The organism is Acidovorax sp. FG42, from assembly GCF_057809195.1.
Map to the genome: position 1 here is coordinate 119,593 of NZ_JBMDJM010000012.1, position 25,046 is coordinate 144,638.

At 63.9% G+C, this 25,046-nt stretch carries 29 protein-coding genes; 14 read left to right on the forward strand and 15 right to left on the reverse strand.

Annotation, left to right across the window (positions count from 1 at the left end; genetic code table 11):
* Positions 1–86 precede the first annotated feature (86 nt).
* The 4 genes from ACODSM_RS14080 to ACODSM_RS14095 form a co-directional block, all read right to left on the reverse strand.
* Positions 87–1,244, reverse strand: a complete 1,158-nt coding sequence (locus ACODSM_RS14080) for a Shedu immune nuclease family protein (protein ID WP_488805691.1) — start codon at positions 1,242–1,244, stop codon at positions 87–89.
* A 146-nt stretch (positions 1,245–1,390) separates the two neighbouring features.
* The gene (locus ACODSM_RS14085; RefSeq protein WP_488805692.1) at positions 1,391–1,600 is read right to left on the reverse strand and encodes a hypothetical protein; all 210 of its coding nucleotides are present in this window, start codon (positions 1,598–1,600) and stop codon (positions 1,391–1,393) included.
* Between the two features lie 29 nt (positions 1,601–1,629).
* Positions 1,630–2,046 carry a hypothetical protein gene (locus tag ACODSM_RS14090; RefSeq protein ID WP_488805693.1) on the reverse strand — a complete coding sequence of 139 codons (417 nt, stop codon included), beginning with the start codon at positions 2,044–2,046 and terminating at the stop codon, positions 1,630–1,632.
* Between the two features lie 448 nt (positions 2,047–2,494).
* Positions 2,495–3,730, reverse strand: coding sequence for an alpha-hydroxy acid oxidase (locus tag ACODSM_RS14095; protein ID WP_488805694.1), 1,236 nt, complete (start codon positions 3,728–3,730; stop codon positions 2,495–2,497).
* Positions 3,731–3,849: 119 nt separating this feature from the next.
* Between ACODSM_RS14095 and ACODSM_RS14100 the strand changes: the two genes are divergently transcribed.
* Positions 3,850–4,749, forward strand: a complete 900-nt coding sequence (locus tag ACODSM_RS14100) for a LysR family transcriptional regulator (protein ID WP_395454625.1) — start codon at positions 3,850–3,852, stop codon at positions 4,747–4,749.
* An 87-nt stretch (positions 4,750–4,836) separates the two neighbouring features.
* The gene (locus tag ACODSM_RS14105) at positions 4,837–5,400 is read left to right on the forward strand and encodes a nucleotidyltransferase family protein (RefSeq protein WP_476016686.1); all 564 of its coding nucleotides are present in this window, start codon (positions 4,837–4,839) and stop codon (positions 5,398–5,400) included.
* A gap of 28 nt (positions 5,401–5,428) precedes the next feature.
* Here the strand turns inward: ACODSM_RS14105 and ACODSM_RS14110 are convergent, their stop codons facing one another.
* Positions 5,429–5,953 carry a superoxide dismutase family protein gene (locus ACODSM_RS14110; protein ID WP_488805695.1) on the reverse strand — a complete coding sequence of 175 codons (525 nt, stop codon included), beginning with the start codon at positions 5,951–5,953 and terminating at the stop codon, positions 5,429–5,431.
* A gap of 99 nt (positions 5,954–6,052) precedes the next feature.
* Positions 6,053–6,646 (reverse strand): gamma-glutamylcyclotransferase, encoded by a 594-nt coding sequence (locus ACODSM_RS14115; protein WP_488805696.1) that lies wholly within the window; start codon positions 6,644–6,646, stop codon positions 6,053–6,055.
* A gap of 106 nt (positions 6,647–6,752) precedes the next feature.
* Here ACODSM_RS14115 and ACODSM_RS14120 point away from each other — a divergent pair, with 106 nt between their 5' ends.
* Entirely contained in the window at positions 6,753–7,274 is a 522-nt protein-coding gene (locus ACODSM_RS14120; RefSeq protein WP_488805697.1) for an OmpA family protein, read from the forward strand.
* A gap of 114 nt (positions 7,275–7,388) precedes the next feature.
* Here ACODSM_RS14120 and gloA read toward each other — a convergent pair whose 3' ends face one another.
* Positions 7,389–7,802 carry a lactoylglutathione lyase gene (gene gloA, locus ACODSM_RS14125; protein ID WP_015014110.1) on the reverse strand — a complete coding sequence of 138 codons (414 nt, stop codon included), beginning with the start codon at positions 7,800–7,802 and terminating at the stop codon, positions 7,389–7,391.
* Positions 7,799–8,350, reverse strand: a complete 552-nt coding sequence (locus ACODSM_RS14130; protein WP_422849595.1) for a PaaI family thioesterase — start codon at positions 8,348–8,350, stop codon at positions 7,799–7,801. The genes gloA and ACODSM_RS14130 overlap by 4 nt, the downstream gene beginning before the upstream one ends.
* A 73-nt stretch (positions 8,351–8,423) precedes the next feature.
* On the opposite strand from ACODSM_RS14130, the gene ACODSM_RS14135 reads away from it, so the two are divergent.
* The 4 genes from ACODSM_RS14135 to ACODSM_RS14150 are packed head-to-tail and all read left to right on the forward strand — an operon-like array spanning position 8,424 to position 12,100.
* The gene (locus ACODSM_RS14135; protein ID WP_476016682.1) at positions 8,424–8,903 is read left to right on the forward strand and encodes a MarR family winged helix-turn-helix transcriptional regulator; all 480 of its coding nucleotides are present in this window, start codon (positions 8,424–8,426) and stop codon (positions 8,901–8,903) included.
* Positions 8,893–10,152, forward strand: a complete 1,260-nt coding sequence (locus tag ACODSM_RS14140) for an MFS transporter (RefSeq protein WP_488805698.1) — start codon at positions 8,893–8,895, stop codon at positions 10,150–10,152. The genes ACODSM_RS14135 and ACODSM_RS14140 overlap by 11 nt, the downstream gene beginning before the upstream one ends.
* A 36-nt stretch (positions 10,153–10,188) precedes the next feature.
* On the forward strand, positions 10,189–10,692 hold the full coding sequence (locus tag ACODSM_RS14145) for a MaoC family dehydratase (RefSeq protein ID WP_488805699.1): 504 nt from the start codon (positions 10,189–10,191) through the stop codon (positions 10,690–10,692).
* Positions 10,693–10,723: 31 nt separating this feature from the next.
* Positions 10,724–12,100 (forward strand): MATE family efflux transporter, encoded by a 1,377-nt coding sequence (locus ACODSM_RS14150; protein ID WP_488805712.1) that lies wholly within the window; start codon positions 10,724–10,726, stop codon positions 12,098–12,100.
* A gap of 75 nt (positions 12,101–12,175) precedes the next feature.
* Here ACODSM_RS14150 and ACODSM_RS14155 read toward each other — a convergent pair whose 3' ends face one another.
* From ACODSM_RS14155 to ACODSM_RS14180, 6 genes are all read right to left on the reverse strand, one after another.
* Complete coding sequence (locus ACODSM_RS14155; RefSeq protein WP_488805700.1) at positions 12,176–12,973, reverse strand: SDR family NAD(P)-dependent oxidoreductase; 798 nt, start codon at positions 12,971–12,973, stop codon at positions 12,176–12,178.
* A gap of 185 nt (positions 12,974–13,158) precedes the next feature.
* On the reverse strand, positions 13,159–14,898 hold the full coding sequence (locus ACODSM_RS14160) for a SulP family inorganic anion transporter (protein ID WP_488805701.1): 1,740 nt from the start codon (positions 14,896–14,898) through the stop codon (positions 13,159–13,161).
* A 16-nt stretch (positions 14,899–14,914) separates the two neighbouring features.
* Entirely contained in the window at positions 14,915–15,271 is a 357-nt protein-coding gene (locus tag ACODSM_RS14165) for a protein tyrosine phosphatase family protein (protein WP_488805702.1), read from the reverse strand.
* Between the two features lies 1 nt (position 15,272).
* Entirely contained in the window at positions 15,273–15,722 is a 450-nt protein-coding gene (locus ACODSM_RS14170; RefSeq protein ID WP_488805703.1) for a DUF6691 family protein, read from the reverse strand.
* 32 nt (positions 15,723–15,754) lie between these two features.
* Positions 15,755–16,186: a YeeE/YedE family protein gene (locus tag ACODSM_RS14175; RefSeq protein ID WP_488805704.1), complete on the reverse strand. Its 432-nt coding sequence runs from the start codon at positions 16,184–16,186 to the stop codon at positions 15,755–15,757.
* Positions 16,180–16,515 carry an ArsR/SmtB family transcription factor gene (locus ACODSM_RS14180; RefSeq protein WP_488805705.1) on the reverse strand — a complete coding sequence of 112 codons (336 nt, stop codon included), beginning with the start codon at positions 16,513–16,515 and terminating at the stop codon, positions 16,180–16,182. Before ACODSM_RS14180 ends, ACODSM_RS14175 begins: the two co-directional genes overlap by 7 nt.
* A 100-nt stretch (positions 16,516–16,615) precedes the next feature.
* Between ACODSM_RS14180 and ACODSM_RS14185 the strand changes: the two genes are divergently transcribed.
* From ACODSM_RS14185 to ACODSM_RS14215, 7 genes are all read left to right on the forward strand, one after another.
* Positions 16,616–17,476 (forward strand): MBL fold metallo-hydrolase, encoded by an 861-nt coding sequence (locus ACODSM_RS14185; protein WP_488805706.1) that lies wholly within the window; start codon positions 16,616–16,618, stop codon positions 17,474–17,476.
* Between the two features lie 46 nt (positions 17,477–17,522).
* Complete coding sequence (locus ACODSM_RS14190) at positions 17,523–17,903, forward strand: rhodanese-like domain-containing protein (RefSeq protein ID WP_108498613.1); 381 nt, start codon at positions 17,523–17,525, stop codon at positions 17,901–17,903.
* 85 nt (positions 17,904–17,988) lie between these two features.
* A complete protein-coding gene (locus ACODSM_RS14195) occupies positions 17,989–18,180 on the forward strand; it encodes a YgaP family membrane protein (RefSeq protein ID WP_015014124.1) in 192 nt (63 codons plus the stop codon).
* A 65-nt stretch (positions 18,181–18,245) separates the two neighbouring features.
* Complete coding sequence (locus ACODSM_RS14200) at positions 18,246–18,611, forward strand: carboxymuconolactone decarboxylase family protein (RefSeq protein WP_488805707.1); 366 nt, start codon at positions 18,246–18,248, stop codon at positions 18,609–18,611.
* 139 nt (positions 18,612–18,750) lie between these two features.
* Positions 18,751–19,287 carry a putative pterin-binding protein gene (locus tag ACODSM_RS14205; protein ID WP_488805708.1) on the forward strand — a complete coding sequence of 179 codons (537 nt, stop codon included), beginning with the start codon at positions 18,751–18,753 and terminating at the stop codon, positions 19,285–19,287.
* A 27-nt stretch (positions 19,288–19,314) separates the two neighbouring features.
* Entirely contained in the window at positions 19,315–22,401 is a 3,087-nt protein-coding gene (locus ACODSM_RS14210) for a hybrid sensor histidine kinase/response regulator (RefSeq protein WP_488805709.1), read from the forward strand.
* On the forward strand, positions 22,394–23,584 hold the full coding sequence (locus ACODSM_RS14215; RefSeq protein ID WP_209819665.1) for a response regulator: 1,191 nt from the start codon (positions 22,394–22,396) through the stop codon (positions 23,582–23,584). Before ACODSM_RS14210 ends, ACODSM_RS14215 begins: the two co-directional genes overlap by 8 nt.
* A 26-nt stretch (positions 23,585–23,610) precedes the next feature.
* Here ACODSM_RS14215 and bioB read toward each other — a convergent pair whose 3' ends face one another.
* A complete protein-coding gene (gene bioB, locus ACODSM_RS14220; protein WP_488805710.1) occupies positions 23,611–24,654 on the reverse strand; it encodes a biotin synthase BioB in 1,044 nt (347 codons plus the stop codon).
* Positions 24,655–25,046 lie beyond the last annotated feature (392 nt).

Consider the following 25,046-nt stretch of genomic DNA (forward strand, 5'->3'; position numbering starts at 1 on the left):
AATTGAAGCGATGGTGAGTGTGGTGGACAGATTCTCCTGCCTGTCCAGAAGGTTGAAGAGGCGACTGTATGGAGCAGCCCAGTTCATCACGGCTGTGCGGAATCTACGATGAATTTGCTCCGCTCGTACAGTTCATCAAAGGTCATGATGTCTATCCCAGTGATGCTCGCACGATAAAGCTCAAAGGAACGCAGATTGTCTTGGTTAACACCATGCTCGCCCATGCACTCATTGAGGGAGCCAATTACTATGAACGCACGCGGCTTGAAGTTGAAAACATCTTCGCCCGTGGGATTCCCATCGTCGTCAACCATGCGCTGCATGCCATGAAGCTTGTGCATGGCTATTGCGACGGTAGCTTGGACTTGAGCGACCGCGCCTGCCATCTCTTTGGATGGTGCCCAGCAACCTACTCGATAGGCATCAGACTCAAGCAGTTTGGTGTTGTAGTGCTTGATCTCCGCGAAGCAAAGGGAGTTGATGATTCCTCTGGTCTTCAGGACCGCATCCGCTCGCTTGCCTCTATGGAGAAGGTCGTAGCCCTGAACAAACTGCTCAAGCTTTCGCTCTTCAAACCCGGTGACATAAAAGTAGCTGAGTCCGTAGCCAAACACCCATGGATTCTTCTCAAAGTAGGCTTGCCACAGTGGCTCATCTCCCGTGATGGATTTCTGCTTCTTGCACAGGTCAAAAAATTCTGGATCGCTCAGGAGTTGAGAGAACACGCCAAGCTGCTTCTTGCGATAGCCCAAAGCGACAATATCTTCCTTGGTAACTTCGGATTTGAGCGCCTCAAGGAACACTTCCTGGTTGTCATGAACTAAGGTGGCGGCCTGCGCCTTGGAGAGCACCAGCTGGTGCAACTCGGCGTCTGTGATGTTGACTGCTCCTGTGTGCTTGAACTCCACCTCGGCGATGTCGTTGAGAAAGCCCAGAAGCCGTGGGATCTCGCTGCCGACAAATGAGAAGTTCGTGCGGTGGGGCTGGCCGTTGTTGCCGTTGAACTGCTGGAATGTCAGCACCGTGAGCTTACGGTCATCCTCAAGAAACTTAGCAACGATTTCGGTTCTTGCTGTTGGAGTACGACGAAGGACAATCTCCTTCTTCACCTTGGCGTAGTAAGCCCCCTCGGAATCGATTACCTTGGATGCGATGCGAAGAGGTCCGTTCAGCGTAGGAACCTGCGGGCTAATGTAGGTCTTACCCGTCAGTTTGTTGCGATGGATTTCCTCTTCGTTTGCCATAAGTGCCGCCTTAATCTGGTCCTACAACTTGCTCGGTGTCGCCGTCATAACGATTCTGTTTTCAGTTTGCGAAGTTTATTTTGACGACCCGGCCCCGTTGTGCGCGGTCGCCAAGGGTGGGTGTTACGCCATGGGCTTGGCGGCGCTCAATACTTGAGTACCACTCCCAGATCGCCCAGCTTTTTCGCAAAAGAGTCCCTGCGTTTTGCCGCCTTTGCCGCTGTTTCTGTGGCGGCTTGTATTGCCTTCGGACCCTTATTCGCCGCCGCTTGGATCAGCCCGAATTTGTGAGCGGCATCTGCCTCAGCCCGCTTGAACGTGGCGATGAGTTCAGCATGTGCAATGGGTGGATTCACGGTAGACCCTCTATCAATCAGCGTCGTGATTATTCGATTTCGACGTTGGTGCGGAGCAAGGCAGTTCTCAATTCGCGAGTAGCAGGTTTGGCAATATCCACCTTTTGCACCGCTAGGTCGAACGAAGAGCCTGGTTTGATGCTGGTGGGCAGTATCTTTTTGGCTGGCAGCTTGGCAGGGTAGGTGCCTTTACCCGGACACATGCGAACGGAAAACCCGAATTCTTCGAGCAAGCCTTTTGCATACAGCTCCGCCAATTGGTGAAACGATACGAAGGTGGAGCGTTTCACGTCTTTGAGTCCGGGCTGGCTGACGTCGCGAACGAGCTCGAATTTGCCCAGCGAATCGCGCTGCGTATCGGTAAACGGGTGCAGCAAGAAAGTCTGGCGAACGCCATCCTTTTTGGACACCAAAGTGTGCTCGACGGTTATATCGGTCAGCAGCATATTTTTCTATCTCGGCGAGTTGCGGTTGGCACGGCCACATCCGTCGGCGTGCCTCACCCGAAGTCGCTGATTTTGTTTTCAAACCCCGTCACCGGGGAGCACCATGCGGTCAAAAATCGCCCGCGGGGCGGGGACTTTAACTGAAGGGCCGCCCATGGAAGTTCCATAGTGCAAGGCAAACAAACCGGTTCGAACCAAAAACGGCCTGCCAATAGTGGAGTGGTCGAGTGAAATTTGGAAATCAACCTGAGGCCGTCTGTGGCGCTGCAGACCAACCCTATTGAATGAAAAGTGCTATTAGCGCTTTGCAGATAAGCGTTAACAGCTATCAATATTGAAGTGATCGACAGGGGATTGTTGGCGGCGCGGCCATCACTTCATTTCAAACTACGTTGATTGCCCTTGCGCCCTGGAGACCCTCCGAGAAGCGTGCGCCGCCGTCCCTCCCTCAGCGTGTCCGCCGGTCCATGAGATGCTCTGGCCCTAGCGCCGCGCAGGTGGTGGCGCCAAGCATCGCCAGGTTGCGGTCCACCTCGGCACGCAATAGATCAATGGCCGCTGTCACGCCCGCCTCGCCGTCCACTGCAGCGGCGTAGTTGAAGGGCCGCCCCACAAACACCGCCTGCGCGCCCAGCGCCAGGGCCTTGATCACGTCGGTGCCCCGGCGGATGCCTCCATCCAGCATCACTGTCATTCCGCTGCCCGCTTGCTCGACAATCGCGGGCAGCACGCGCAGCGGGGCCACGGCACCGTCAAGCTGGCGGCCGCCGTGGTTGCTGACGATGATGCCGTCCACCCCGTGCTGGCGGGCGAGGGCGGCGTCCTGCGGGCTAAGGATGCCCTTGACCACTAGCGGGCCGCGCCACTGGCGGCGGATGTGGGCGATGTGACTCCAGTCAAAGTGGTCGCGCGCGGCAAAGTCGCGCTGCACGCGCGAAGACAGGATGGGTGCGCCGCGCTCGGCAAACGAGTTTTCAAAATGTGGCATGCCGTGGCGTGCCAGCGTGCGCAGCAGCGTGCCCGCCAGCCAGCGCGGGCGCACCATGCCGTCCCACGCCAGGCGCAGGCTGGGGCGCAGTGGGGTGGAGAAGCCCGCGCGGATGTTGTTCTCGCGGTTGCCGGCCACGGGGATGTCCACCGTCACCACCAGGGTCTGTACGCCTGCCGCAATTACGCGCCATAGCAAGGCGTCGATGCGTTCGGGGGTGCCGGGCAGGTAGGCCTGGAACCAAGTGCCGGGGGCGGCGGCCATTACTTCTTCAAGCCGGATGAGGGAACTGCCGCTCTGCACGGCCGGGATGCCCGCCGCTGCCGCCGCACGGGCCAGCACGATGTCGCCCCGGTAGGCCGACAGCGCTGCGATGCCCATGGGCGCGATCCCGAAGGGGCTGGCGTAGCGCTGGCCGAACAGGGTCACGCCCTGATCGCGCTCAGCCACGTTGCGCAGCACGCGGGGGACGAGGGCGATCTCGCGGAACGCCTGGCGGTTGTCGTCCAATGCCAGGTTGTCCTCGGCCGCACCGGCCACGTAGCCAAAGATGGGGCGTGGCAGCACGCGGCGGGCGGCGGCTTCAAAGTCGTCCAGCGACAGCAGATCGGCCGTGCGGCCGCTGCGGCGCGTGCCGTTGAAAGCGCCCCAGGCGTTGGGGGAGGGTGGCTGGGGCGTGGGGGAGGGGGTAGACATGGCGTGGTTCCAGACAATGGCATACGGGTGCTGGAAAGCAGTGTCCTGAAACCGCAATAATCAAGAAAGCGAATTTATTACAAATGATTTGTTCGCCAAATTGAAAATGAATCCACAGCATGACCCTCAAGCAGCTCGAAGCCTTCTACTGGGCCGCCACCTGCAGCAGCTTTGCCATGGCGGCCGAGCGGGTGCACCTGTCGGTGTCCTCCCTGTCCAAGCGGATCGCCGAACTGGAGGCATCGCTGGGCCAGGTGCTCTTTGACCGCGCCGGGCACCGCGCGGCGTTGACGGAGGCGGGCACGCGGCTGCTGCCGCTGGCGGGTGGGTTGCTGCAGCAGGCAGACCGTTTGCAGCAGGAGATGGGCAGTACCGCTGGCCTGCGCGGCCCCTGCCGGTTGGGGGTGGGCGAACTGACGGCAATCACCTGGCTGCCTCGTTTGGTCTCGGCCCTGGCGGCGACGCACCCGGCCCTGGAAGTGTCAGTGCATGTGGATGTGGGCGCGGCCCTGGCGGAGCGGCTGGACAAAGGCGAGCTGGACGTGGCCGTGATTGCAGGCCCCGCCAGCCGCAGCGCGCTGACGTCAGTGCCGTTGGCGCAGGCGCGCTTTGCCTGGTGCGCAGGCCTTGGCGTGGCACGCGGCCTGCACCAGATGGATGCCGAGGCCGTGCAGTCGTACCCGCTGGTGACCCTGCCGCAGGGCTCGGGGGTGACCCACCTCATCGACGACTGGCTGCGACAGGCCGATGCACGCCCCGCGCGCCGACTGATGTGCAACCACTGGGGCGCCATCGTGGGCTTGCTGGCACAGGGCAGCGGCATTGGCCTGCTGCCCGAGGGCTGGGCGCAAGCCCTGTGCGAACGGGGCGTGCTGCAGCTGCTGGCCAGCCCGGTGCCCCTGGGCTCGCTCGGATACGCTCTGCACAGTCGGCGGGACGACCTGCGGCCCCTGGTGGGTATGCTGCACGGCATGGCGGCGCAGCACGCGGATTTCACGGTAGGGAGCGGCGCTTTCTGACGGCCTGATGCGCGGATGGCGGCCCTAGAATCGCGTCGACTGCAAGCCGCAGCCGCCGGCCCTCGGAACCTGTTCAAGCGCAACCCCATGCTCCAACCAACCTCGCTCCCCGTCGTTCTGGTGCTGGCCTCGGGCCGGGGAGCGCGTTTTGCCGCATCCGGCGGTGCGGTGCACAAGCTGCGCGCGCCCCTGGGGGCAAAAACCGTGTTGGAGCACACCCTGGATGCCGTGCGCGCTAGCGGTTTGCCTTGGCACCTGGAAGACGCAGGCCACCCGGGCATGGGCGATTCGATCGCAGCGGCTGTGCGCGCCACGGCCCAGGCGCCCGGCTGGCTGGTTTTGCCGGGGGATTTGCCACTGATCCGCCCCGACACCTTGCGCACCATGGCCGCCGCGCTGGCAGACCCGGACTGCGCCGTCGCCATGCCGGTGTACCAGGGCGAGCGCGGTCACCCCGTGGGGTTTGCGGCTGCATGTTTGCCCAGCCTGCTGGCGCTGACTGGCGAGCAGGGCGCCGCCAGCGTGGTGCGTGCGCAAGCGCAGCAGGGCAGGGTACGGCAGGTGGAGGTGGATGACGCAGGCACGGTGACCGACATAGACACCGTGCAAGACCTGGAGCGCGCCGCACAGTTGCTGGCGGCGCGCGGGTAGCGGCGGCGAAGGCCGCTTTCCCTTTCCTTCACTTGGACGCGATCACCGCACAGGCCAGGCGCGGGCCTGCGTTGCCGGTGGGCTGGGTCTGGTAATCGTCGGGGTCACGGTGAACGATCAGGCCCTTGCCGACGATGTCGGTGGTCGGACCGCCCACACTGATGGATTTCGACACAAAGCTGAAGGCGGCCACGCCGTACTTGTCGGCCTTGAGGCTGGGCAGGTCGCCGGTGTGGTGTTCGGCAGCGCCGTGGGCACCGTGGGGTTTGGCGGTGGGATTGAAATGTCCGCCGGTGCTCATGCCGTCGCCGCTACTGCAGTTACCCTTTTCGTGGACGTGAAAGCCATGCTCTGCGCCCGGCTTGAGGCCACGGACCTCGCCAGACACCTGAACGCCATCACCCGTCTGCACGAACGTGACCGTGCCGTTGGCGGTATTGCCACGGGTGGGCTCCAGCTTGGCGGTGGCGCGGTTGCCGGACAGATGGGAGGCGCAACCCACCAGCGCCACAGCAGCCAGGGAACACAGTGCAAAAGCAAAACGATTCTTCATGACTCAAACTCCTCGGTGCGAATGAATGAACGCGGGATTGAACCCGATACAAAGGCGCAGTCTCGCAAGCCAGTGCCCACGAGTCCAGAAAAATGTGCACTATGACTCTTTTTGGGCCAGTGCGATCAACCGGGCCAGCGCCCGGTCATGGATGCCGTGCTTTCGTAACTCGTCATAAGTGGCCTGGGCGTAGTCCCGTGTGGTGCCGTAGCGCCCGCAGGCCTCATCAAAGATGCGGCGGTATTCATGGTCGGGCAGCTCGCCGGTGTGGTTGGGGCTTTTGCGGGACAGGGTGAACGCCAGCGCACTCACCGGCCCCTCTGGTGTCTGGCAGGTGAGCCAGCGCGGGTCATACACGCCGGTAGGCATCTCGCGCTGCCACAGGTTGATCATCACCTGCCGCGCATGGGCCTTGTCTATGCGGAACACCATGCCCCTGCAGCTGCCGCCCGACAGCATGCCGAACACCAGGCCCGGGCACTCGGGCGTGCCCCGGTTGATGCGGCTCCACATCTTCAGCGCCCGGTGCCAGCCGTGCACCTTGGCGGGGCGGCGCTCGGCGTAGTCAAAATCCGGCCGCCAGATGAGCGAGCCATAGCCAAAGATCCACAGGTCCTGATGGCCGCCCCATTCCTGGAGGGCACGCTCCAGCATGGGTGCCGGGTCTCGCAGTGGGGCGGGCAGATTCGTCATGGCTTCACTCTACAATCGAAAGCTTTGCTGCAATCGGCCAGGGCCTTGTTTTCGCACCCTCTGCAGGGCCGGCCAACCACTTTTTTCATCACTACAGGGATCCTTCATGTCCAGCTCTGACGACGATAGCCAAGAACGTTTTGCCCTCGGTTTTCTCTTTGCACTGATTGCGTTGGTGATCTCCGTGGTGGTGGGCACCGTGGTGGTCAAGCGTCTGGGTGCCAAGGCCCCGGCACAGCCCGCAGCGGTGGTTGTGGACGCTGCTCCGGCCGCACCGGTTGCCGTCGAAGAAGACGTGGCCAGCGTGCGCGTTGAAAACGGTGTGGTGAAGTTCTACTTTGCCACCGCCAAGGCCGAACTGGCCGCAGGCGCCAACGAAGCCCTGGCCGATGTGGTCAAGGGTGTGGCCGAAGGCAAGAAGGCCGTTGTTTCGGGCTTCCACGACGCGACGGGCGACGCCGCCCTGAACGCGGAGCTGGCCAAGCAACGCGCAGTGGCCGTGGCCGAAGCGCTCAAGGCCTTGGGCGTGACTGAAGACAAGGTGGAGCTGAAAAAGCCCGAAGAAACCACCGCAACCGGCAGCAACGCCGAAGCACGCCGCGTGGAAGTGACGCTGGGCGGCCTGTAAGCGCTGCCTCCTTCCCCAACAAAAAAACCCGGCAATGCCGGGTTTTTTTGTGGTCAAAATGGCCGCTTGCGCTAGTGGAGCATGCGCAAGCAGCTATCTATTTGATAGTAGAAATTACCGCAGCCCCTGGCCGCCTGCGCCTTCGGCGCGCTGGATCAACTCGATCTTGTAGCCATCGGGGTCGGTCACAAACGCGATCACCGTGGTGCCGCCCTTGACCGGGCCGGGTTCGCGCGTCACGTTGCCGCCCGCCGCCTTGATCTTCTCGCACGCTGCATACGCATCGGGCACACCCAGGGCAATGTGGCCGTAGGCCGTGCCCATGTCGTAGCTTTCCACACCCCAGTTGTAGGTCAGCTCGATCTCGGCCTGGCCGGGGTTGCCGCCCTCAAAGCCCAAAAAGGCCAGCGAGTATTTGTACTCGGGGTTCTCGGACTGGCGCAGCAGCTGCATGCCCAGTACCTTGGTGTAGAAATCAATCGAGCGTTGAAGGTTGCCAACGCGCAGCATCGTGTGGAGGAATTTCATCCCTTCGATTGTGCAGGCAAGTCAAAAACCAGGCAGGTGGTGGTGGCGTGGGCGTACAGCGTGCCGTCCGGCCCCACCAGCCGCGCCTCGGCGGTGGCCAGCTGGCGCCCGCAGTGGATCACGCGGCCCTCGGCACGCACCCGCTGCACCTTGGGCGTGATCGCCCTGACCAGGTTGATGCCCAGCTCGGCTGTGGTGTAGCCGCGCCCAGGCTCCATGCGGGTGTGGATGGAGCAGCCCAGGGCGGAGTCGAGCAGGGTGGCAAACCAGCCGCCGTGTACCGTGCCCATGGGGTTCAAGTGCTCTGCACGAGGTGTGCCCTGGAAGATGGCGATGCCTTCGCCCACTTCGACGATCAAGAAGTCCAGCGTCTTGGCAATGGCCGCGTAGGGCAGCTCGCCGCGCAGCATGGCCTGCATTTGCTGCAGGCCGTTCAGGTGGGCAATCTGGTCGCGGGTGGCCACGCCAGGGCCAGGGCCGGCATCCAGCGTGGCGAGGATGTCGCGCTCCTGCGCCAGCCAGTGTTCGAGGTGATTGTTAGAGGTCATGGTGTGTCCGGGTTGTTGATGGGGGCGAAACTTTTAGATTGCATATGCAATTATTGCAGATACAATCAAATCCATGCAAGCCGAACCATCCACCCTGGCCCCCGTGCTGCCGCAGGGCTGCACCAACTTCAAGCTGCGCCAGCTGATGCGCCGCGTCGCCAACCACTACGACGCCGAAATGGCGAAGTGCGGGCTCAAGACCACGCAGTATTCGCTGCTGTCCCATGTGCTCAAGCTGGGCCCGATCCGCCCGGGTGACCTCGCCACAGAGATGAAGATGGATGCCTCCACGCTCACACGCAACCTCCGCCCGCTGGTCGATGCCGGCTGGGTGACGCTGAAGGCGGGCACGGACGCTCGCAGCCGCTTGGTCCACATCACCGACGCAGGCCGCGACAAACGCGCGGAAGCGCAGCGCCACTGGAAGGCCGCGCAACTGGCGCTGAATGAAACGCTGGGTGTGGAACGCGTGATGGCGCTGCATGCGCTGGTGGACGACTCACTCGATTTGCTGGCAGCGCTGCCAGCGCAGGAGGCAGGGCATGACGAATAACACGACCCCTCAAGCCGCAGCCAGGTCTGCCGCGCCACTGGCCCTGTGGCTGGTGCTGCTGGCCGCAGCAGGCACCTTTGCGATGACGATGGGCACGCGCCAGACCATGGGCCTGTTCCTGTCTGCGCTCAACACTTCCACGGACCTGGGCATTGGCAGCATCAGCCTGGCGTTTGCGTTTGGGCAGCTGTGGTGGGGCCTGACCCAGCCGTTTGCTGGGGCTGTGGCAGACCGCATCGGCACGGGCCGTGTGATCCTGATAGGTGTGGCGCTGGTGGCGCTGGGCACCTTCATCACGCCATACATGACCACCACGGCAGGGCTGATCTTTGCGATTGGCGTGCTGGCCGCGGGTGGCGCGGGCATGGCCGGGCCGTCGGTGCTGATGGCGGCCACTGCGCGGTTGGTGCCGCTGCAAAAGCGCGGACTGGCCAGCGGCATCGTCAACGCGGGCGGCTCGTTCGGTCAGTTTGTGATGGCGCCCATCGCCATCAGCCTGACGGCCGCCGTGGGCTGGGCCAGTGCCATGCAGTGGCTGGGCGTGCTGGTGCTGCTGGCGCTGCCGGCGGTGTGGGTGCTCAAGGGCAACTCCAACGCGCTGGCGGCGCAGGCTGCGGCGGCGTCCGGCCAGAAGGCACTGACCGCGCGCGAGGCCATTGCCCAGGCGTTGGCCACGCCCAGCTACCGGTATCTGGCGGCGGGCTTTTTGGTGTGCGGATTTCACGTGGCGTTTTTGGCCACGCACTTGCCCGGCGTGATTGCGGCCTGCGGGCTGTCGCCCGAAATAGGCGGCTGGTCGCTGGCAGTGATCGGGCTGTTCAACATTGTGGGCAGCCTGGCCATGGGCTGGGCGGTGGGGCGCTGGCGCATGAAGTCGCTGCTGTCGCTGTTGTATGCGGTGCGTGGCCTGGCGGTGCTGATCTTCCTGTTCGCCCCCAAGACACCCGCCGTGGTGCTGATCTTCGCCGCCGTCATGGGCATCACGTTCCTGTCGACGGTGCCCCCCACAGCCGGACTGGTCGCCAAGATGTTTGGCACAGCCAACATGGCCATGCTGTTCGGCATCGTGATGCTGTCGCACCAGGTGGGCGGCTTCCTGGGTGCCTACCTGGGCGGCAGCGTGTTCCAGGCCACCGGCAGCTATGACTGGGTCTGGTACATCGACATCGTGCTGGCCCTGGGCGCAGCGCTGGTCAACCTGCCGATCCGTGAAGCACGCCTGGCGCGGCCCGCCGCCACGGCTGCCTGAACGAACCAACATCCCCTCCCCAAGAAAGCCATCGACATGACGCAGTCCACGGCCAGCCACGCCTCGACAACCACCAAGCCCCCGATCTATCTGGACGACCTGTCGGTGGGCGACCAGTTCACCAGCGGCGAACACGCCATGGACGAGGCGCAGATCACCAGCTTTGCCGCGCAGTTCGACCCGCAGCCCTTTCACCTGGACGACGCCGCAGCACGTGACACGCTGTTTGGCGGCCTGGCCGCTAGCGGCTGGCACACAGCGGCCGTGACCATGCGCTTGCAGGTGAAGAGCGGTCTGCCGATTGCGGGCGGCATCATCGGCGCTGGCGGCGAACTGACCTGGCCCCGGCCCACGCGCGCCACCGATGTGCTGCATGTGGTGAGCGAGGTGGTGCAGATCCAGCCCTCCAAGTCCAAGCCCGACCGGGGCATGGTCACCGTGCGCAGCGAGACGCGCAACCAGCACGGCGACGTGCTGCAGCTGACTACCGTGCGCATCGTCGTGCCACGCAGGCCTGCGGCCGGTGGGGCAGGGGCTTGATGTGACCGAGGCCCTGAATCCGCGCACCCGCATGCTGCTGGAGGCGCCCATCGCCCCCACCTTGCTGCGGCTGGCCGCGCCCAATGTGCTGGTGATGCTGGCGCAGGCGGGCGTCGGACTCATCGAGACCTACTTTGTCGGCAAGCTGGGCACGGACGCGTTGGCAGGCATGGCCCTGGTGTTCCCCGTGGTCATGCTGATGCAGATGACCTCGGCAGGCGCCATGGGCGGCGGCATTGCGTCGGCCATTGCCCGTGCCCTGGGCGCGCGGCGACGCCAGGATGCCGATGCGCTGGTGCTGCATGCGCTGGCCATTGCGGCGGTATTTTCGCTGGTCTTTACCGTGGGCGTGGTGGGAGGAGGGCGCTGGCTCTACACCCGCATGGGCGGCACGGGCGGCGCGCTGGATGCGGCGCTGGTCTATTCCAACTGGGTGTTTGCGGGCGCGTTTCTGGTCTGGCTGTTCAACACACTGTCGGCCGTGATCCGGGGCACGGGCAACATGGCTGTGCCGGCGTATGTCACGGTGCTGGGTGCGTTTGTGCTGGTGCCGCTGTCGCCGCTGTTTATCTTTGGCTGGGGCCCCATGCCCGGGCTGGGCATTGCCGGGGGCGCCATTGCGCTGATGGCGTACTACCTGATCGGCAGCGTGGTGCTGGCCGCGTATCTGTGGTCGCCGCGCAGCCTGCTGCGGCCTTCGCTGGCACACATCCGGTTTCGCTGGGTGTTGTTCAAGGACATCCTGCGGGTGGGGCTGGTGGGTACGGTGTCTACCGTTGCGACCAATCTGGCGATTGGCGTGACCACCGCATTGGTGGGTGGTTTTGGCACGGCGGCCATTGCGGGATACGGCACCGCGTCGCGGCTGGAGTACCTGCTGGTTCCGCTGGTGTTTGGCCTGGGCGCACCGCTGGTGGCCATGGTGGGCACCTGCATAGGCGCCGGCCAGCGCGAGCGTGCCTTGCGCGCCACCTGGATCGGCGCGGCCATGGCGTTTGTGATGGCCGAAGCGATTGGTCTGTGGGCGGCGGCGTTTCCCAGTGCTTGGCTGTCACTGTTCAACAGCGACCCCGCCATGCTGGAGGCGGGTGCGCTGTATCTGCGCACCGTCGGTCCGGTGTACGGGTTTTTTGGCCTGGGACTGGTGCTGTACTTTGCCTCACAAGGGGCAGGGCGCCTGCTCTGGCCCGTGATCGGCAATATCGTGCGCCTGGCTGTGGCCGTCACTGGCGGCTGGCTGGCCCTGCGCTGGGGCGGTGGATTGGCTGCCGTGTTTGCGGCGCAGGGGGCGGCGCTGGTGCTGTACGGCCTGGTCAACGCGTGGGCGATTGCAGGCGGCGCCTGGTTCGGCCCGGTCGGCTGGCCGCGCAGCACCTCAGGGCTGCTACAGCGCATGCCACAGGTCTGAAAGTCATAAAAATAGCCGCTAGCGCTAGTGAATCATGCGCTAGCAGCTATCAAAACAGGAGTGACCAGGAGCGCGTCAGACCGGTACGGTGTAGTTGAGCGTCATGCGCCCGCCGTCCACGGTCACTATCTCACCAGTCACATAGCTGGCCGCATCGCTGGCCAGCCAGGCCACCACATCGGCAATCTCCGACGGCTCGCCCAGCCGCTTCATGGGCGTGCGGCTCATGATCTTGTTCTTGGCCTCATCACTCGTCAGCACGGCCTTGGCGGCCAGTTCGGTGGCAATGGTGCCTGGGGCCACGGCGTTCACGCGAATGTTCTTGTCGGCCAGCGCCAGGGCCATCACGCGCGTGAGCTGGTTCACGCCGCCTTTGCTCACGTTGTAGCTGGAGATGTTGGGAATGGTCAGCACCCCGTTGACCGAACTCATGTTGACGATGGCGCCTCCGCCCGCATCGACCATGGCCCGCGCCACCGCCTGACCGACCAGGAACGAGCCCTTGACGTTGACCCGCAACACGGCGTCAAAGTCGGCCTCGGTCACGTCCAGAAAATCTGCCGCACGGAAGATGCCGGCGTTGTTCACCAGCACGTCGATGCGTCCATAGGCAGCGAGGGTCTGGGCCACCAGCGCATCTACCTGCGATTTATCGCCCACATCGCAGCGGACATACAACGCGCCCAGTTCCTGCGCCAGCGCCTGGCCGCGCGCATGGTCCACATCGACGATCACCGGCTTGGCGCCCTCGGCTGCAAAACGGCGGATGCAGGCCTCGCCAATGCCTTGGGCACCGCCGGTGACGATACAGACGCGATCACGAAGGCCGAAGTGGATGTGGGATGTGGAAGGGGCTTGGGTGGGAAGTGTCATGGGCGATGATGGTAGCGGCATAGGTAATTGGGAGAGACCACCGAGCCCATATCGACCGATGAGATACAGCCGTGAGACTTGCCAATAAATAGATACGATGTATATTATGTAAAATACTAAATCTGCTTTCCAAGGGGCCTCTGCAGATCGGTGCTCCGTTTCAACGTCCCCCATCCCTCGCTGCACTAGATAGCCGCCGCCGGATCCCCGTACCGCGCCACCATGCTGCCAGCCCACCTTGCGTATTCAAACGCCGCATGGGTACTCAAAAAGATCCGTCCCTCCAGCCGCTGGCCAAGTTCTGTGCCCTGCAAACGGTCGAGCACGGGTCCTTTCACCTCGGACAGCAATAACGCCGCCCCTCGCTGGGCTAGGCTTCGCTCCAGATCGGTCAGTACGCCCAATGCCGTCGTGTCGATCTGGTTGATGGCTGAGCACACCAGAAGCACGTGGCGCGTATCCGGTTGGGCGGCCACCAGTTCCTCCACGCGGTCCAGCAACGCGTCCGAATTGGCGAAATACAGGCTTTCATCCACCCGCACGGCAATCAGGCCGGGCTCTGTATTCACCGTGTGACGGGTCACGTTACGAAAGTGCTCCGTGCCTGGCACGCGCCCCACCACCGCAATGTGAGGATGGCTGCTGCGCCACACCAACGTGCCCAGCGATAAAGCCACACCCATCAGGATGCCGACTTCCACGCCAAAAGCGATCACCCCCCCGGCAGTGGCCAGCAAGGCCATGGCGTCGGCCTTGTCATAGTGCCAAGCCTCGCGCAGTGTCTCCACGTCGATCAGGGACACCACCGCGACGATGATGGTGGCTGCCAGCACGGCATGGGGTAAATAGTGAAACAGTCCGGTCAGCGCGGCAATCACCACACCCATCAGCACGGCAGAAATGACACCTGCCAAGGGCGTATTCGCGCCCGCTGCAAAATTGACAACCGAGCGCGCAAAGCCACCCGTGACGGGGAAACCACCCGACAGCGCACTGGCAACGTTGGCAGCCCCGAGCCCCAGCAGTTCCCGGTTCGGCTGAATGCGCTGCTGCCGCTTGAGCGCCAGCGATTGCGCCACAGACACGCTTTCCACAAAGCCCACCAGCGAGATCAACAGCGCAGGCAACCACAGCGAGCCCACAGACGCCATCGAAACCGCCGGCAACCCGAGCTGCGGCAGGCCTTGGGGAACCGTGCCCACAATGCTGACCCCCGCCGTCTGGTCCCAGCGCATGGCGGCGACCAAGGCGGTCGACACCATCACGGCCAGCATGGGCGCCAGCTTGGATGCGATATCCGCCAGGCGCGGACTGGCACCCAGGCGCACCAGCCATGGGGACAAGGACTTGCGCGCCAGCACCAGAAACAACACGCTGCCCGCACCAATGCCCAGCGTGACCAGGTTGGTTCCGGGCGCTGCGTGGACCAGCTGAACCACGGTGTCAAAGACATCGGTGCCGCCCGCCTTCACGCCCAGCAGGTGCTTGACCTGCCCCACAGTAATGAGCACAGCCGAGCCAGAGATAAAACCGCTGATCACCGGGTGGCTCAGAAAATGGGCCAAGAAACCCAGCCGCAACCCCCCAAACAGCAGCAACATACCGCCGGAGAGCAGCGACAGCAACATGGCCAGCGCCACGTAGTCGGGCGAGCCAGCGGCGGCCAGGGGCTGCAGGGCGCTCGCCGTCATGAGCGAAGCCACCGCCACAGGCCCGACAGCCAGCGTCATGCTGGACCCCAGCATCGCATAGGCAATGATCGGCAGGATGCTGGCGTACAAGCCCACCTCGGGTGGCAAGCCCGCCAGCAGCGCATAGGCCAGGCTCTGCGGGATCAACATCACCGTCACGATCACACCGGCGACCATGTCGCCGGAGAGCCAGGCCTTCTGGTAGTTACGGACCCAGCCGGGAATGAAGTTCATGAGGGTTCCCGGGTGATCAGGACGCTTCGGCGTCCAAGTCCTGCGCCAGCCCAAACAGCTGTGCAGACCGGGCGCCTGAACGGCAAAACGCCAATGTGGGCTTGGGGACAGTGATCAAGACCTTGTGCATGGCCTGCACCTGTTCCGGCGTGATAGAGCCGCTGACCACAGGCAGATACACGTAGTGCAGCCCGGCCACCGTGGCAGCGCGCTCCATTTCAGGGCTGGTGGGCTGTGCGCCACCGCCCTCCCCGTCGGGCCGGTTATTGATGACGGTCTTGAAGCCTTGCTGGACCAAAGAGGCAAAGTCCGTGGTCGCCAGCTGTGGCGACACAGCGAAGTCAGGGGTCAGGGCAATGATTTGCAGCGGCATATCAGCGGCCTCCGATCTGTGTGGTTGGGGTACCGTGGGACATGCGCTCGGCCAATTCAAACAGCCACATGCCCGCCAGCATGGCGATCACAAACACGATGGCTTTGGGCTGGCCCGCACCCGCCGAAACAATGGCTGGGCCCGGACAAAACCCGGCGATGCCCCAGCCCGCGCCAAAGATGAGGCTTCCGACGACCAGACGGCGATCAATGTCGCGCGACGTGGGCAGGTGCATGGCACCGCCCAGAAAGCTGGTGGTCCGTTTCTTGGCCACGGCGAAGGCAAAGACGCCCACCGCAATGGCTCCGCCCATCACAAACGCCAGCGATGGGTCCCACAAGCCAGCCAGGTCCAGAAAACCCAGCACCTTGCCCGGGTCGGTCATGCCCGAGACGATCAGGCCCAGTCCGAAAATCAGGCCCACTACAAACTCCGAAATACGATTTTTCATAGCGATCAATGCTCCGATGAATGGGGATGCACTCAGGCCAGCGCGTGCCGGATGAGGAAGACGGTGACGAACCCTGCCCCCATGAAGGCCAGGGTGGCCACCAGGGAACGGGGCGACATGCGCGAGAGTCCGCACACGCCGTGGCCGCTGGTGCAGCCCGATCCGTAGCGGGTACCGACACCCACCAGCAGGCCAGCGATCACCACCATGCCCCAGCTCGCATCAATGCGCGGCTGCGTGGGGCCGACTACCAGCCAATAGAGACTGGGGGCTACCAGCATGCCCAGCACAAAAGCCAAGCGCCAACCAATGTCCCCAGCGCGGGGGCGCAACAGCCCGCCCACAATGCCGCTGATGCCCAGGATGCGCCCGTTGAGGAGCACAAAAAGCGCCGAGGCAAGGCCCAGCAAAACGCCGCCAGCGAGCGCCGCCCAGGGGGTGAAATGGGTCCAATCGATCAGCATGGTTTGCTCTCCTGCGCAGGGCCACAAAATTGTTCAAACAGCACATTCATCACCGCCAGGGCCTGGGGGCTGGCGATTTCGTAATAGATGTTTTTGCCTTCGCGGCGGGTGTTGACGAGGCCCTCCTCGCGCAATACGCCCAGCTGTTGGGACAAGGTGGGCTGGGAGATGCCCACCAGTTCCTCCAGCTCGCCCACCCGCTTTTCACCCTGCGTCAGCTGACACAGCAGCAGCAGGCGGTCGGGGTTGGACAAAACCTTCATCAAGCGGCAAGCGCTGTCGGCGGACGTGCGCAAGGCCTCCAGGTCCATTTGTGCTTCTGCGTGCATGGTGGCGCGCTCCTTTTCAGATTCGATGTTGATATTCTATTGACTAACAATCTATCTGTCAATAAACTATCAACATCGAAATTAAATACGGAGCCCTTCGATGAAGCCCCAGATAGAAGCCTTCTTTGATGACGCCACCTGGACGGTGAGCTATGTGGTGTTCGATCAGCCTGGCGGCCACTGCGCGGTGGTGGATTCGGTGCTGGACTACGACCCGAAGTCGGGCCGCACCCGCACACGGTCTGCCGACAAGATCGTGGCGTTTGTGCAAGGTCAGGGATTGACGGTGCAATGGATTCTGGAAACCCATGCCCACGCGGACCACCTGTCGGCCGCGCACTACCTTCGCGACAAGCTGGGCGGAAAAATCGCCATTGGCGCGTCCATCACGCAGGTGCAGGACGTGTTCAAGAAAGTCTTTCATCTGGAGCCCGAGTTCCGTCCGGATGGCAGCCAGTTCGACCAGCTGCTGCACGACAACGAGGTGTTCCGCATCGGCCAGCTGGAGGCCCAGGCGCTGGCAGTGCCCGGCCATACCCCCGCCTGCATGGCCTACCAAGTCGGTGACGCCGTGTTTGTGGGCGACACCCTGTTCATGCCCGACGTGGGCACAGCGCGCTGTGACTTCCCCGGCGGCAATGCCCACACGCTGTACCAATCGGTGCGCAAATTGCTCAGCCTGCCGGCGGAAACCCGCCTGTTCATGTGCCACGACTACCCCCCGGCAGGGCGCGCCGTGGCGTGGCAAACCACCGTTGCCGACCAGCGGGCCAAGAACATCCATGTGCACGACGGAGTGAGCGAAGAGGCCTTTGTAGCGCTGCGCACCCAGCGCGACGCGACGCTGGAGATGCCCGTGCTCATCCTGCCCTCGGTGCAGGTCAACATCCGTGCGGGGGAAATGCCGCCGCCGGAAGCCAATGGCGTGACCTATCTCAAGATTCCCGTCAACGCGCTGTGACACGCTGCCGCATCCGCGCCACCCTACCCACCGCAGGAACGCCGACATGAAAACAGCCCATGATCTCGTCACCGCCGCCAAGGCCCTGGTACAGGAGGTCCCACTGGACCAGGCAGACGAAGCCATCCGCACCGCCGACGTGCTGATCGATGTGCGAGAGGCGGACGAATACCAGGCAGGACATATCCCAGGCGCGATTCACGCATCGCGCGGGGTGCTGGAGTTCCGCCTCAGCAGCACACCCGAACTCAGCGCGCGCGACCTCAAGGTGGTGCTGTATTGCAAGACCAGCGGCCGTGCCGCGCTGGCCGCGCGCGCCATGCACGACATGGGCTATCTGCAGGTGCAGTCCATTGCTGGCGGCTTTGACGCCTGGGTGGCTGCGGGCAAGCCTGTCGCTGCGCCTGCGTCCCCCTCATTCGACTGACCGGGCAGCGAGCGCATTCCGCGTTCGCTGCGCTTGTGCAAGCAGGGCCCATCACGGGCCACAACCTCAGAGCAAGGAAATCATCATGAACATCAACGTAGGAACCGTGGACCGCGTGCTGCGCGTTTTGGCAGGCCTGGTCCTGATCGCACTGGCCGCCACCGGCACGGTGGGCTGGTGGGGATGGCTGGGCGTGGTGCCACTGGCCACCGGCCTGTTTCGTTTCTGCCCGGCTTACACGCTGCTTGGCATCAACACCTGTCCCATGAAGAAATAAACCGCCGGCAGGCGCCGGCACGCGCAGAGTCCGGCGCCCTCAAGGCCCCAGCAAGGAACCATTCCATGAGTACGTTCGACCACACCAGCCTGATCCAGGGCATCAACGAAAGCCTGGCCACCTTCCGCAAGGCCCAGCCAGACGCCATGCGGGGCTTCGCGCAGCTTGCGCAGGCTTCCATGGCGGAAGGGGCGTTGACCAGCAAGCACAAGGAGCTGATTGCCCTGGCCATTGGGGTCACCCAGCGCTGCTCCGGGTGCATTGGTTTTCATGTCAAGGCACTGCAAAAGCTCGGTGCCACCCGCGCAGAGCTGGAAGAAATGTTGGCCGTGTGCGTTTACATGGGCGGTGGCCCGGCACTCATGTACACGGCTGAGGCCCTGAAGGCCTGGGACACCTTGGCTGCCGCCAGCGCGCCCGCCGCAGCCTGACGCAGCAGCCCCGCCACCCGTCCGCTGCCGTCGCACGCTCGACACCCCGGCGGGCCATCCGTCCAACCGATGGTGATAAATCGGTTTACATTTTGGGCATCTATCCGCGAGACTGTTACCAAAACAGGAGGGGGTGTCCATGCAATCTCATCGTCGTTATGGGTTGGAACGGGTGTTGTCCAAGGCGTGGGCCGCAGGGGTCATCTGCGCGGCATTGCTGGCCGCGAGCAACGTGCAGGCACTGGAGCCACCCACCGGCCCTGTCATCCTCACCATCGACGGCGCCATCACGCAGACCAACCGGGGCCCGCAGGCGCAGTTCGACATGAAGATGCTGGAGAAGCTGCCGCAGCACAGCTTCTCCACCCAGACCCCCTGGTACCCCAGCGCCGTCACTTTCACAGGCCCCCTGCTCCGCGATGTGCTGGCAGCGGTGGGTGCCAAGGGCACCAAGATCACGGCAGTGGCCCTCAATGACTACAAGACCGAGATCCCGGCAGACGACTCCACCAAGCACGACGTGATCGTGGCGCGCCTGATGAACAACCGGCCCATGCCCATCCGCGAAAAAGGTCCGCTGTTCATCGTGTACCCGTTTGATACCAAGGCCGAGTTGCGCAGCGAGCTGTACTACAACCGGGCAGCCTGGCAGCTCAACGCACTGCACATCCGGTAGTCGCCCTCCCCGCCCCGGCCCACCCGTATGCTGCGCAGCCAACACATCCTGCGGCTCATCATTGCGGGGCTGGTGCTGGCTTATGTAGCCATTGCAGCGGTGCAATACAGCCAGTACCGCAGTGTGGAAGCCGTGATGCGGCGCGGCGATGTGAATGCGCTGTGGTCGTTCTTGCAGCTCAATGTGGAGTATGAAAAGCTGGACCACGCGCTGCACCAGTTCGAGCTGGACCCCACCAGCATCACGATGGACAAGCTGGAGCTGCGCTACGACCTGTTCCTGAGCCGGTTCAGCGCGCTGGAAAGCGGTACCTCGCGCACGCTGATGCAGGACGAGCCCATCTACAGCACTGCGCTGGCCGCCCTGCAGCGGTTTGTGGCAGCGGGCGACAGCTACTTTGGCGCCAGTGTGGACGCCACCTCCAGCCAGACCAACATGCGGCGCCTGCGCATCGAGCTGGATGGCTTGCGCGAGACGGTGCAAGAGCTGTCGCTCAGCGCTTCGCGCGTGTCGGCCCTGCTGGGCGACTCGCGCAACGCCGAGGTCAAGCACCAGACCTTGTTGACCACCGGGCTCACCGCTTTCCAGGCGCTGCTCACCTTTTTGCTCGCTTTTGCCATGGCGCGGCAGTTCTTGCAGCGCGAAAAGGCCACGGCCCAGGCCATGGCAGCGCAGAGCGAGCTGGTCGAGGCCCTCAAGCGCAATGAAGAGGTGCTGGAGGCGCGTGTGGCGGAGCGCACGGTGGAGCTGCAAAAGGTCAACGCGGCCCTGCGCGAACACGAGGACGAGCTGGAGATAGCCCGCGCCCGCGCGGAGGACGCATCGCAGATGAAGTCGGACTTTCTGGCCAACATGAGCCACGAGATCCGCACCCCCATGAACGCGGTGATCGGGATGAGCCACCTGGCCCTGGGCACCGACCTCACGCCGCGCCAGCGCGACTATGTGGAAAAGATCCAGCGCTCTGGCCAGCACTTGCTGGGCCTGATCAACGACATCCTGGACTTCAGCAAGATCGAAGCCGGCAAGCTCGAAGTGGAGGTCGTGGACTTTGACCTGCGCGGCGTGCTGGACAACGTGGCCAATCTGGTCAGCGACAAATGCGCCCACAAGGGCCTGGAGCTGCTGTTCGATGTGGACCCGGCCCTGCCCGATGACCTGCGCGGCGATCCGCTGCGCCTGGGGCAGATCCTGGTGAACTACGCCAACAACGCGGTCAAGTTCACCGACACCGGGGAAATCATCGTGCGCGTCACCGAAACAGAGCGCGACGACACCGGCGTGTTGCTGCGATTTGAGGTGCAGGACACCGGCATCGGGCTGACGACCGAGCAGCAGTCGCGGCTGTTCCGGTCGTTCGAGCAGGCTGATACCTCCACCACGCGCAAATACGGCGGCACCGGCCTGGGGTTGGCTATCTCCAAGAAGCTGGCCGGGCTGATGGGGGGCGAAGTGGGGGTACAAAGCCAGCCGGGGGCCGGCAGCACCTTCTGGTTTACCGCCCGTCTGGGGCTGGGCAACCCAAGCCATGCGCCTCTGCTACCCACGCCCGACCTGCGCGGGCGGCATGTCTTGGTGGTGGACGACAGCGAGCAGGCCCGGCACATCCTGGGCGAAATGCTGGCCCGCATGAGCTTTTCGGTCACCACCGCCTCTTCCGGAGAGGAGGCCGTGGCCCAGGCCCGCGCCGCCGAACAGGCTGGTCGCCCCTGCGAGATCGCGTTCGTGGACTGGAAGATGCCCGGCATGGACGGGTTTGACACCCACCGCGCCCTTGCCCGCCTGCAGCACCCGCCACTCACGGTCATCGTGACCGCAGCAGGCCGCGACGATGTGCAAAGCGAACTGGAACGCGCCGGGCTGCAGCTGATGCTGTCCAAACCCGTCAGCCCCTCGCAACTTTTTGATGCCGCCATGCAGGCGCTGGGCGGGCAGGTCCGGTCGTCCGACGGGCGTGGCACACAAATACCCCGGCGCGCTGCGCACCTTTCCGCCATTGCTGGCGCACGGGTGCTGCTGGTGGATGACAACGACCTGAACCAGCAGGTGGGCGCCGAGCTGCTGAGCAGCGCTGGCCTGGTGGTGGACGTGGCCCAGAACGGGCAGGTGGCGCTGGACATGCTCGCCCAAGCCCCCTACGACCTGGTACTGATGGACATGCAAATGCCCGTGATGGACGGCCTGACCGCCACCAGGCACCTGCGCCAGAACCCGTCCTGGGCCCAGCTGCCCGTGCTGGCCATGACGGCCAACGCCATGAGCCGCGACCGTGACCTGTGCCTGGAAGCGGGCATGAACGGTCACCTGGCCAAACCCATCGACCCGGACGAACTGTTTGCCGCGCTGCTGCAATGGATTGCCCCAAGGGCCACCGGCGCGGCTGCGGCAGACCGCCTCAACGCCGAACTTCAAGGGCAGCCAGCGGGTGACGCAGATAACCCGCAAGCACCGCTCCACACCGCCCCCGCGCCTTCTGCCGATGACGCATTGCGCCACATCCCAGGGCTGGACGTGACCGCCGGCCTGCGGCGCGTGCTGGACAAACGCCCCGCGTACGAGGGCCTGCTGCGCAAGTTCGTGGCGGGGCAAGCACATGCCGTACAGGCCACGCGCACGGCCCTGGCCGCCGGGCAGCACGACGAAGCCCAGCGCGCCATGCACACACTCAAAGGCACAGCCGGCACCATCGGCGCCAGTGCACTCGCTGCCCTGGCGCAACGGGCGGAAGAAGCCATCGCCCAGAAGACCTCACCCGAACTGACAGAGCCATTGCTGGAGCCCGTGGAAGCAGCATGCCGGGCACTGGTCACAGCGCTGCAGCAAGCCCTGCCCGCAGACGAAGTTGCTGACGCGGACACTGGTCCTGGCCTACAGATCGACGCATCGGCTGCGCGTGCGCTGGTGGCGCAGCTCGACGCCCTGCTGTCAGACGACGATTCCGACGCCATCGAAATCTTCAAGGACTCCGCGCCCGCCCTGCAAACCCTGCTCGGGCCCGCGTATGGCCAGATGAAACGGTCGCTGGACAGCTATGACTTTGTGGAGGCACTGGCCATACTGCGGCAGGCCCCCATCGCACACCATGATTACAAGGAGGACCCGGTTCATGAATAGTCCATTCGCACCCAGCGGCAAATGCACGGTGCTGGTCGTAGACGATACGCCCGACAACCTCTCGCTGATGAGCGACCTCCTGCGCACCGACTACAAGGTCAAACTCGCGCCCAGTGGTGAGCGTGCGCTGCAGATCGTGGCAGGCGACAGCAAGCCCGATCTGATCCTGCTGGACATCATGATGCCGGACATGGACGGCTACGAGGTACTGCGCCGCCTGCAGTTCAACCCCGACACTGAAGACATCCCCGTGATCTTCCTCACCGCCATGAGCGCGGCCGAGGACGAGAGCATTGGCCTGGAGCTGGGTGCGGTGGACTACATCACCAAGCCCATCAACCCCGCCATCGTGATGGCACGGGTGCGCAACCACCTGCAGCTCAAGCGCGCGCGCGACTTTCTGGCCCAGCACAACCATTTTCTGGAGCAAGAGGTCGCCAACCGCACGCGCGCCATGGCCGAGCTGCAGGACGCCACCATCCGTGCCATGGCCTCACTGGCCGAAACGCGCGACAACGAAACCGGCAACCACATCCGGCGCACGCAGCATTACATGGAGACGCTGGCCCGCCACTTGCAGAACCACCCGCGCTTCAAGGACGAGCTGACCGACGCCGCCATCGAGACCATCTTCAAGTCCGCCCCGCTGCACGACATTGGCAAGGTGGGCATCCCGGACCGCATCCTGCTCAAGCCCGGCAAGCTCACGCCGGAAGAGTTCGAGATCATGAAGACGCACACCACCCTGGGGCGCGACGCCATCATCGCGGCCGAGACGGGCACCACACAGGACAACCCGTTCTTCCGGTACGCCAAGGAGATCGCCTACAGCCACCAGGAGAAATGGGACGGCTCAGGCTACCCCGAGGGCCTGGTGGGCAACACCATCCCGCTGTCTGCGCGGCTGATGGCCGTGGCCGATGTGTATGACGCACTGATCTCCGAACGCGTCTACAAGCCCGCCTACTCCCACGAGCAGGCAGTAGAGATCATCCGCGACGGCCGGGGCAGCCACTTCGACCCCGACATGGTCGATGCCTTCCTGACCTTGTCCGAGGAGTTCCGGCGCATCGCCCAGCAGTTTGCCGACGCCGAACCCGCGCGGCTGGCCGAGGTGGACCGGCTGGCCGCCGATCTGCCCATGGAACGCATCGAACTGACTTCGCGCGAAGAGCCACTCTGAGTGGCTGTGCCCTGCGCGGGGGGGCCTCAAGCGCTGTGGCTGTGCCCGTCCAAAGTGGTGGTCGTTGTGCGGTGCCCATTCAGCCCCAGCTTGGCCAGCAGTTGCACATCGGCATCCACATCGGGGTTGCCCGTCACCAGCAGCTTGTCGCCATAAAAGATGGAATTGGCCCCGGCCATGAAGCACAGCGCCTGCACCGCTTCACCCATCTGCTGGCGCCCGGCCGACAGGCGCACGCGCGCCTTGGGCATGGTGATGCGGGCCACCGCAATCACGCGCACGAAGTCAAATGGGTCGATAGGTTCGCTGTCGGCCAACGGTGTGCCGGGCACGCGCACCAGACTGTTGATGGGCACCGACTCAGGGTACGGCTGCAGGTTGGCCAGCTGCGCAATCAGGCCCGCACGGTGTACCGGCGCCTCGCCCATGCCCACAATGCCGCCGCAGCACACGCTGATGCCCGCGTTGCGCACGTTCTCCAGCGTGTCCAGCCGGTCCTGGTAAGCGCGGGTGCTCACCACGTCGGTGTAGTACTCGGGCGCGGTGTCCAGGTTGTGGTTGTAGTAGTCCAGCCCGGCGTCCTTGAGGGCCTTTGCTTGGTGCGATTCGAGCATCCCCAGCGTGGCGCAGGTCTGCAGGCCCAACCCCTTCACGGCACCGATCAGCGCGCTGACTTTTTCAATGTCGCGGTCCTTGGGCGCACGCCAAGCGGCGCCCATGCAAAAGCGCGTGGCGCCAGCGTCCTTGGCGGCCTGGGCGGCACGCACCACCTCCTCCACTTCCATGAGTTTTTCGGCTTTCACGCCCGTGTCGAACTCGGCCGCCTGCGGGCAGTAGCCGCAGTTTTCAGGGCAGCCACCGGTTTTCACCGACAGCAGTGTGGCTAACTCGATGTCGCCTGCCGGCCAGTGCTGGCGGTGCACGGTTTGCGCCTCAAACAGCAGGTCCATCAACGGCTTGTCGAGCAGCGCCTGGATGGCCTCGACCGACCACTCACCCTGCACGGCCGGCGCAGGGACGGGGCGATGGATCTGGATGGGCTGGGGGGCGGAGAGGGTTGCATTGGCCATGGGTGGATTCCTTTCGAGAGCCTGCTGCTGCAAGCACCAGGGATTGCATCAGTGATCACACAAAGCGCCACATCACGGTGTTCCAAAGAGCCACCCTGCGTCGCTATCGCCATGATTTTGAAGGAGATTTTGGTGCAATTGCCCTCAACATGGTCACAAAAGGTGCCACTGTTTTTAGGCCCGTAACTGCCCCGATCTTTCCGGACAAAACGCAGAAAAAGGCGGCCGTTGGCCGCTGTAGAGAGCACGTTAAAACAGCGGCAAAACCCGCCCTCACAACATGCTCCCAACGGGCGGCTTTGGCTTGCATCTTGCAGCCGGGGGCCGCTTGCGCGGCCCGAAGTTAGACCAAGTTAGATGCAGGCCGGGTCCCGCTCGGACCGCGCTCTGGC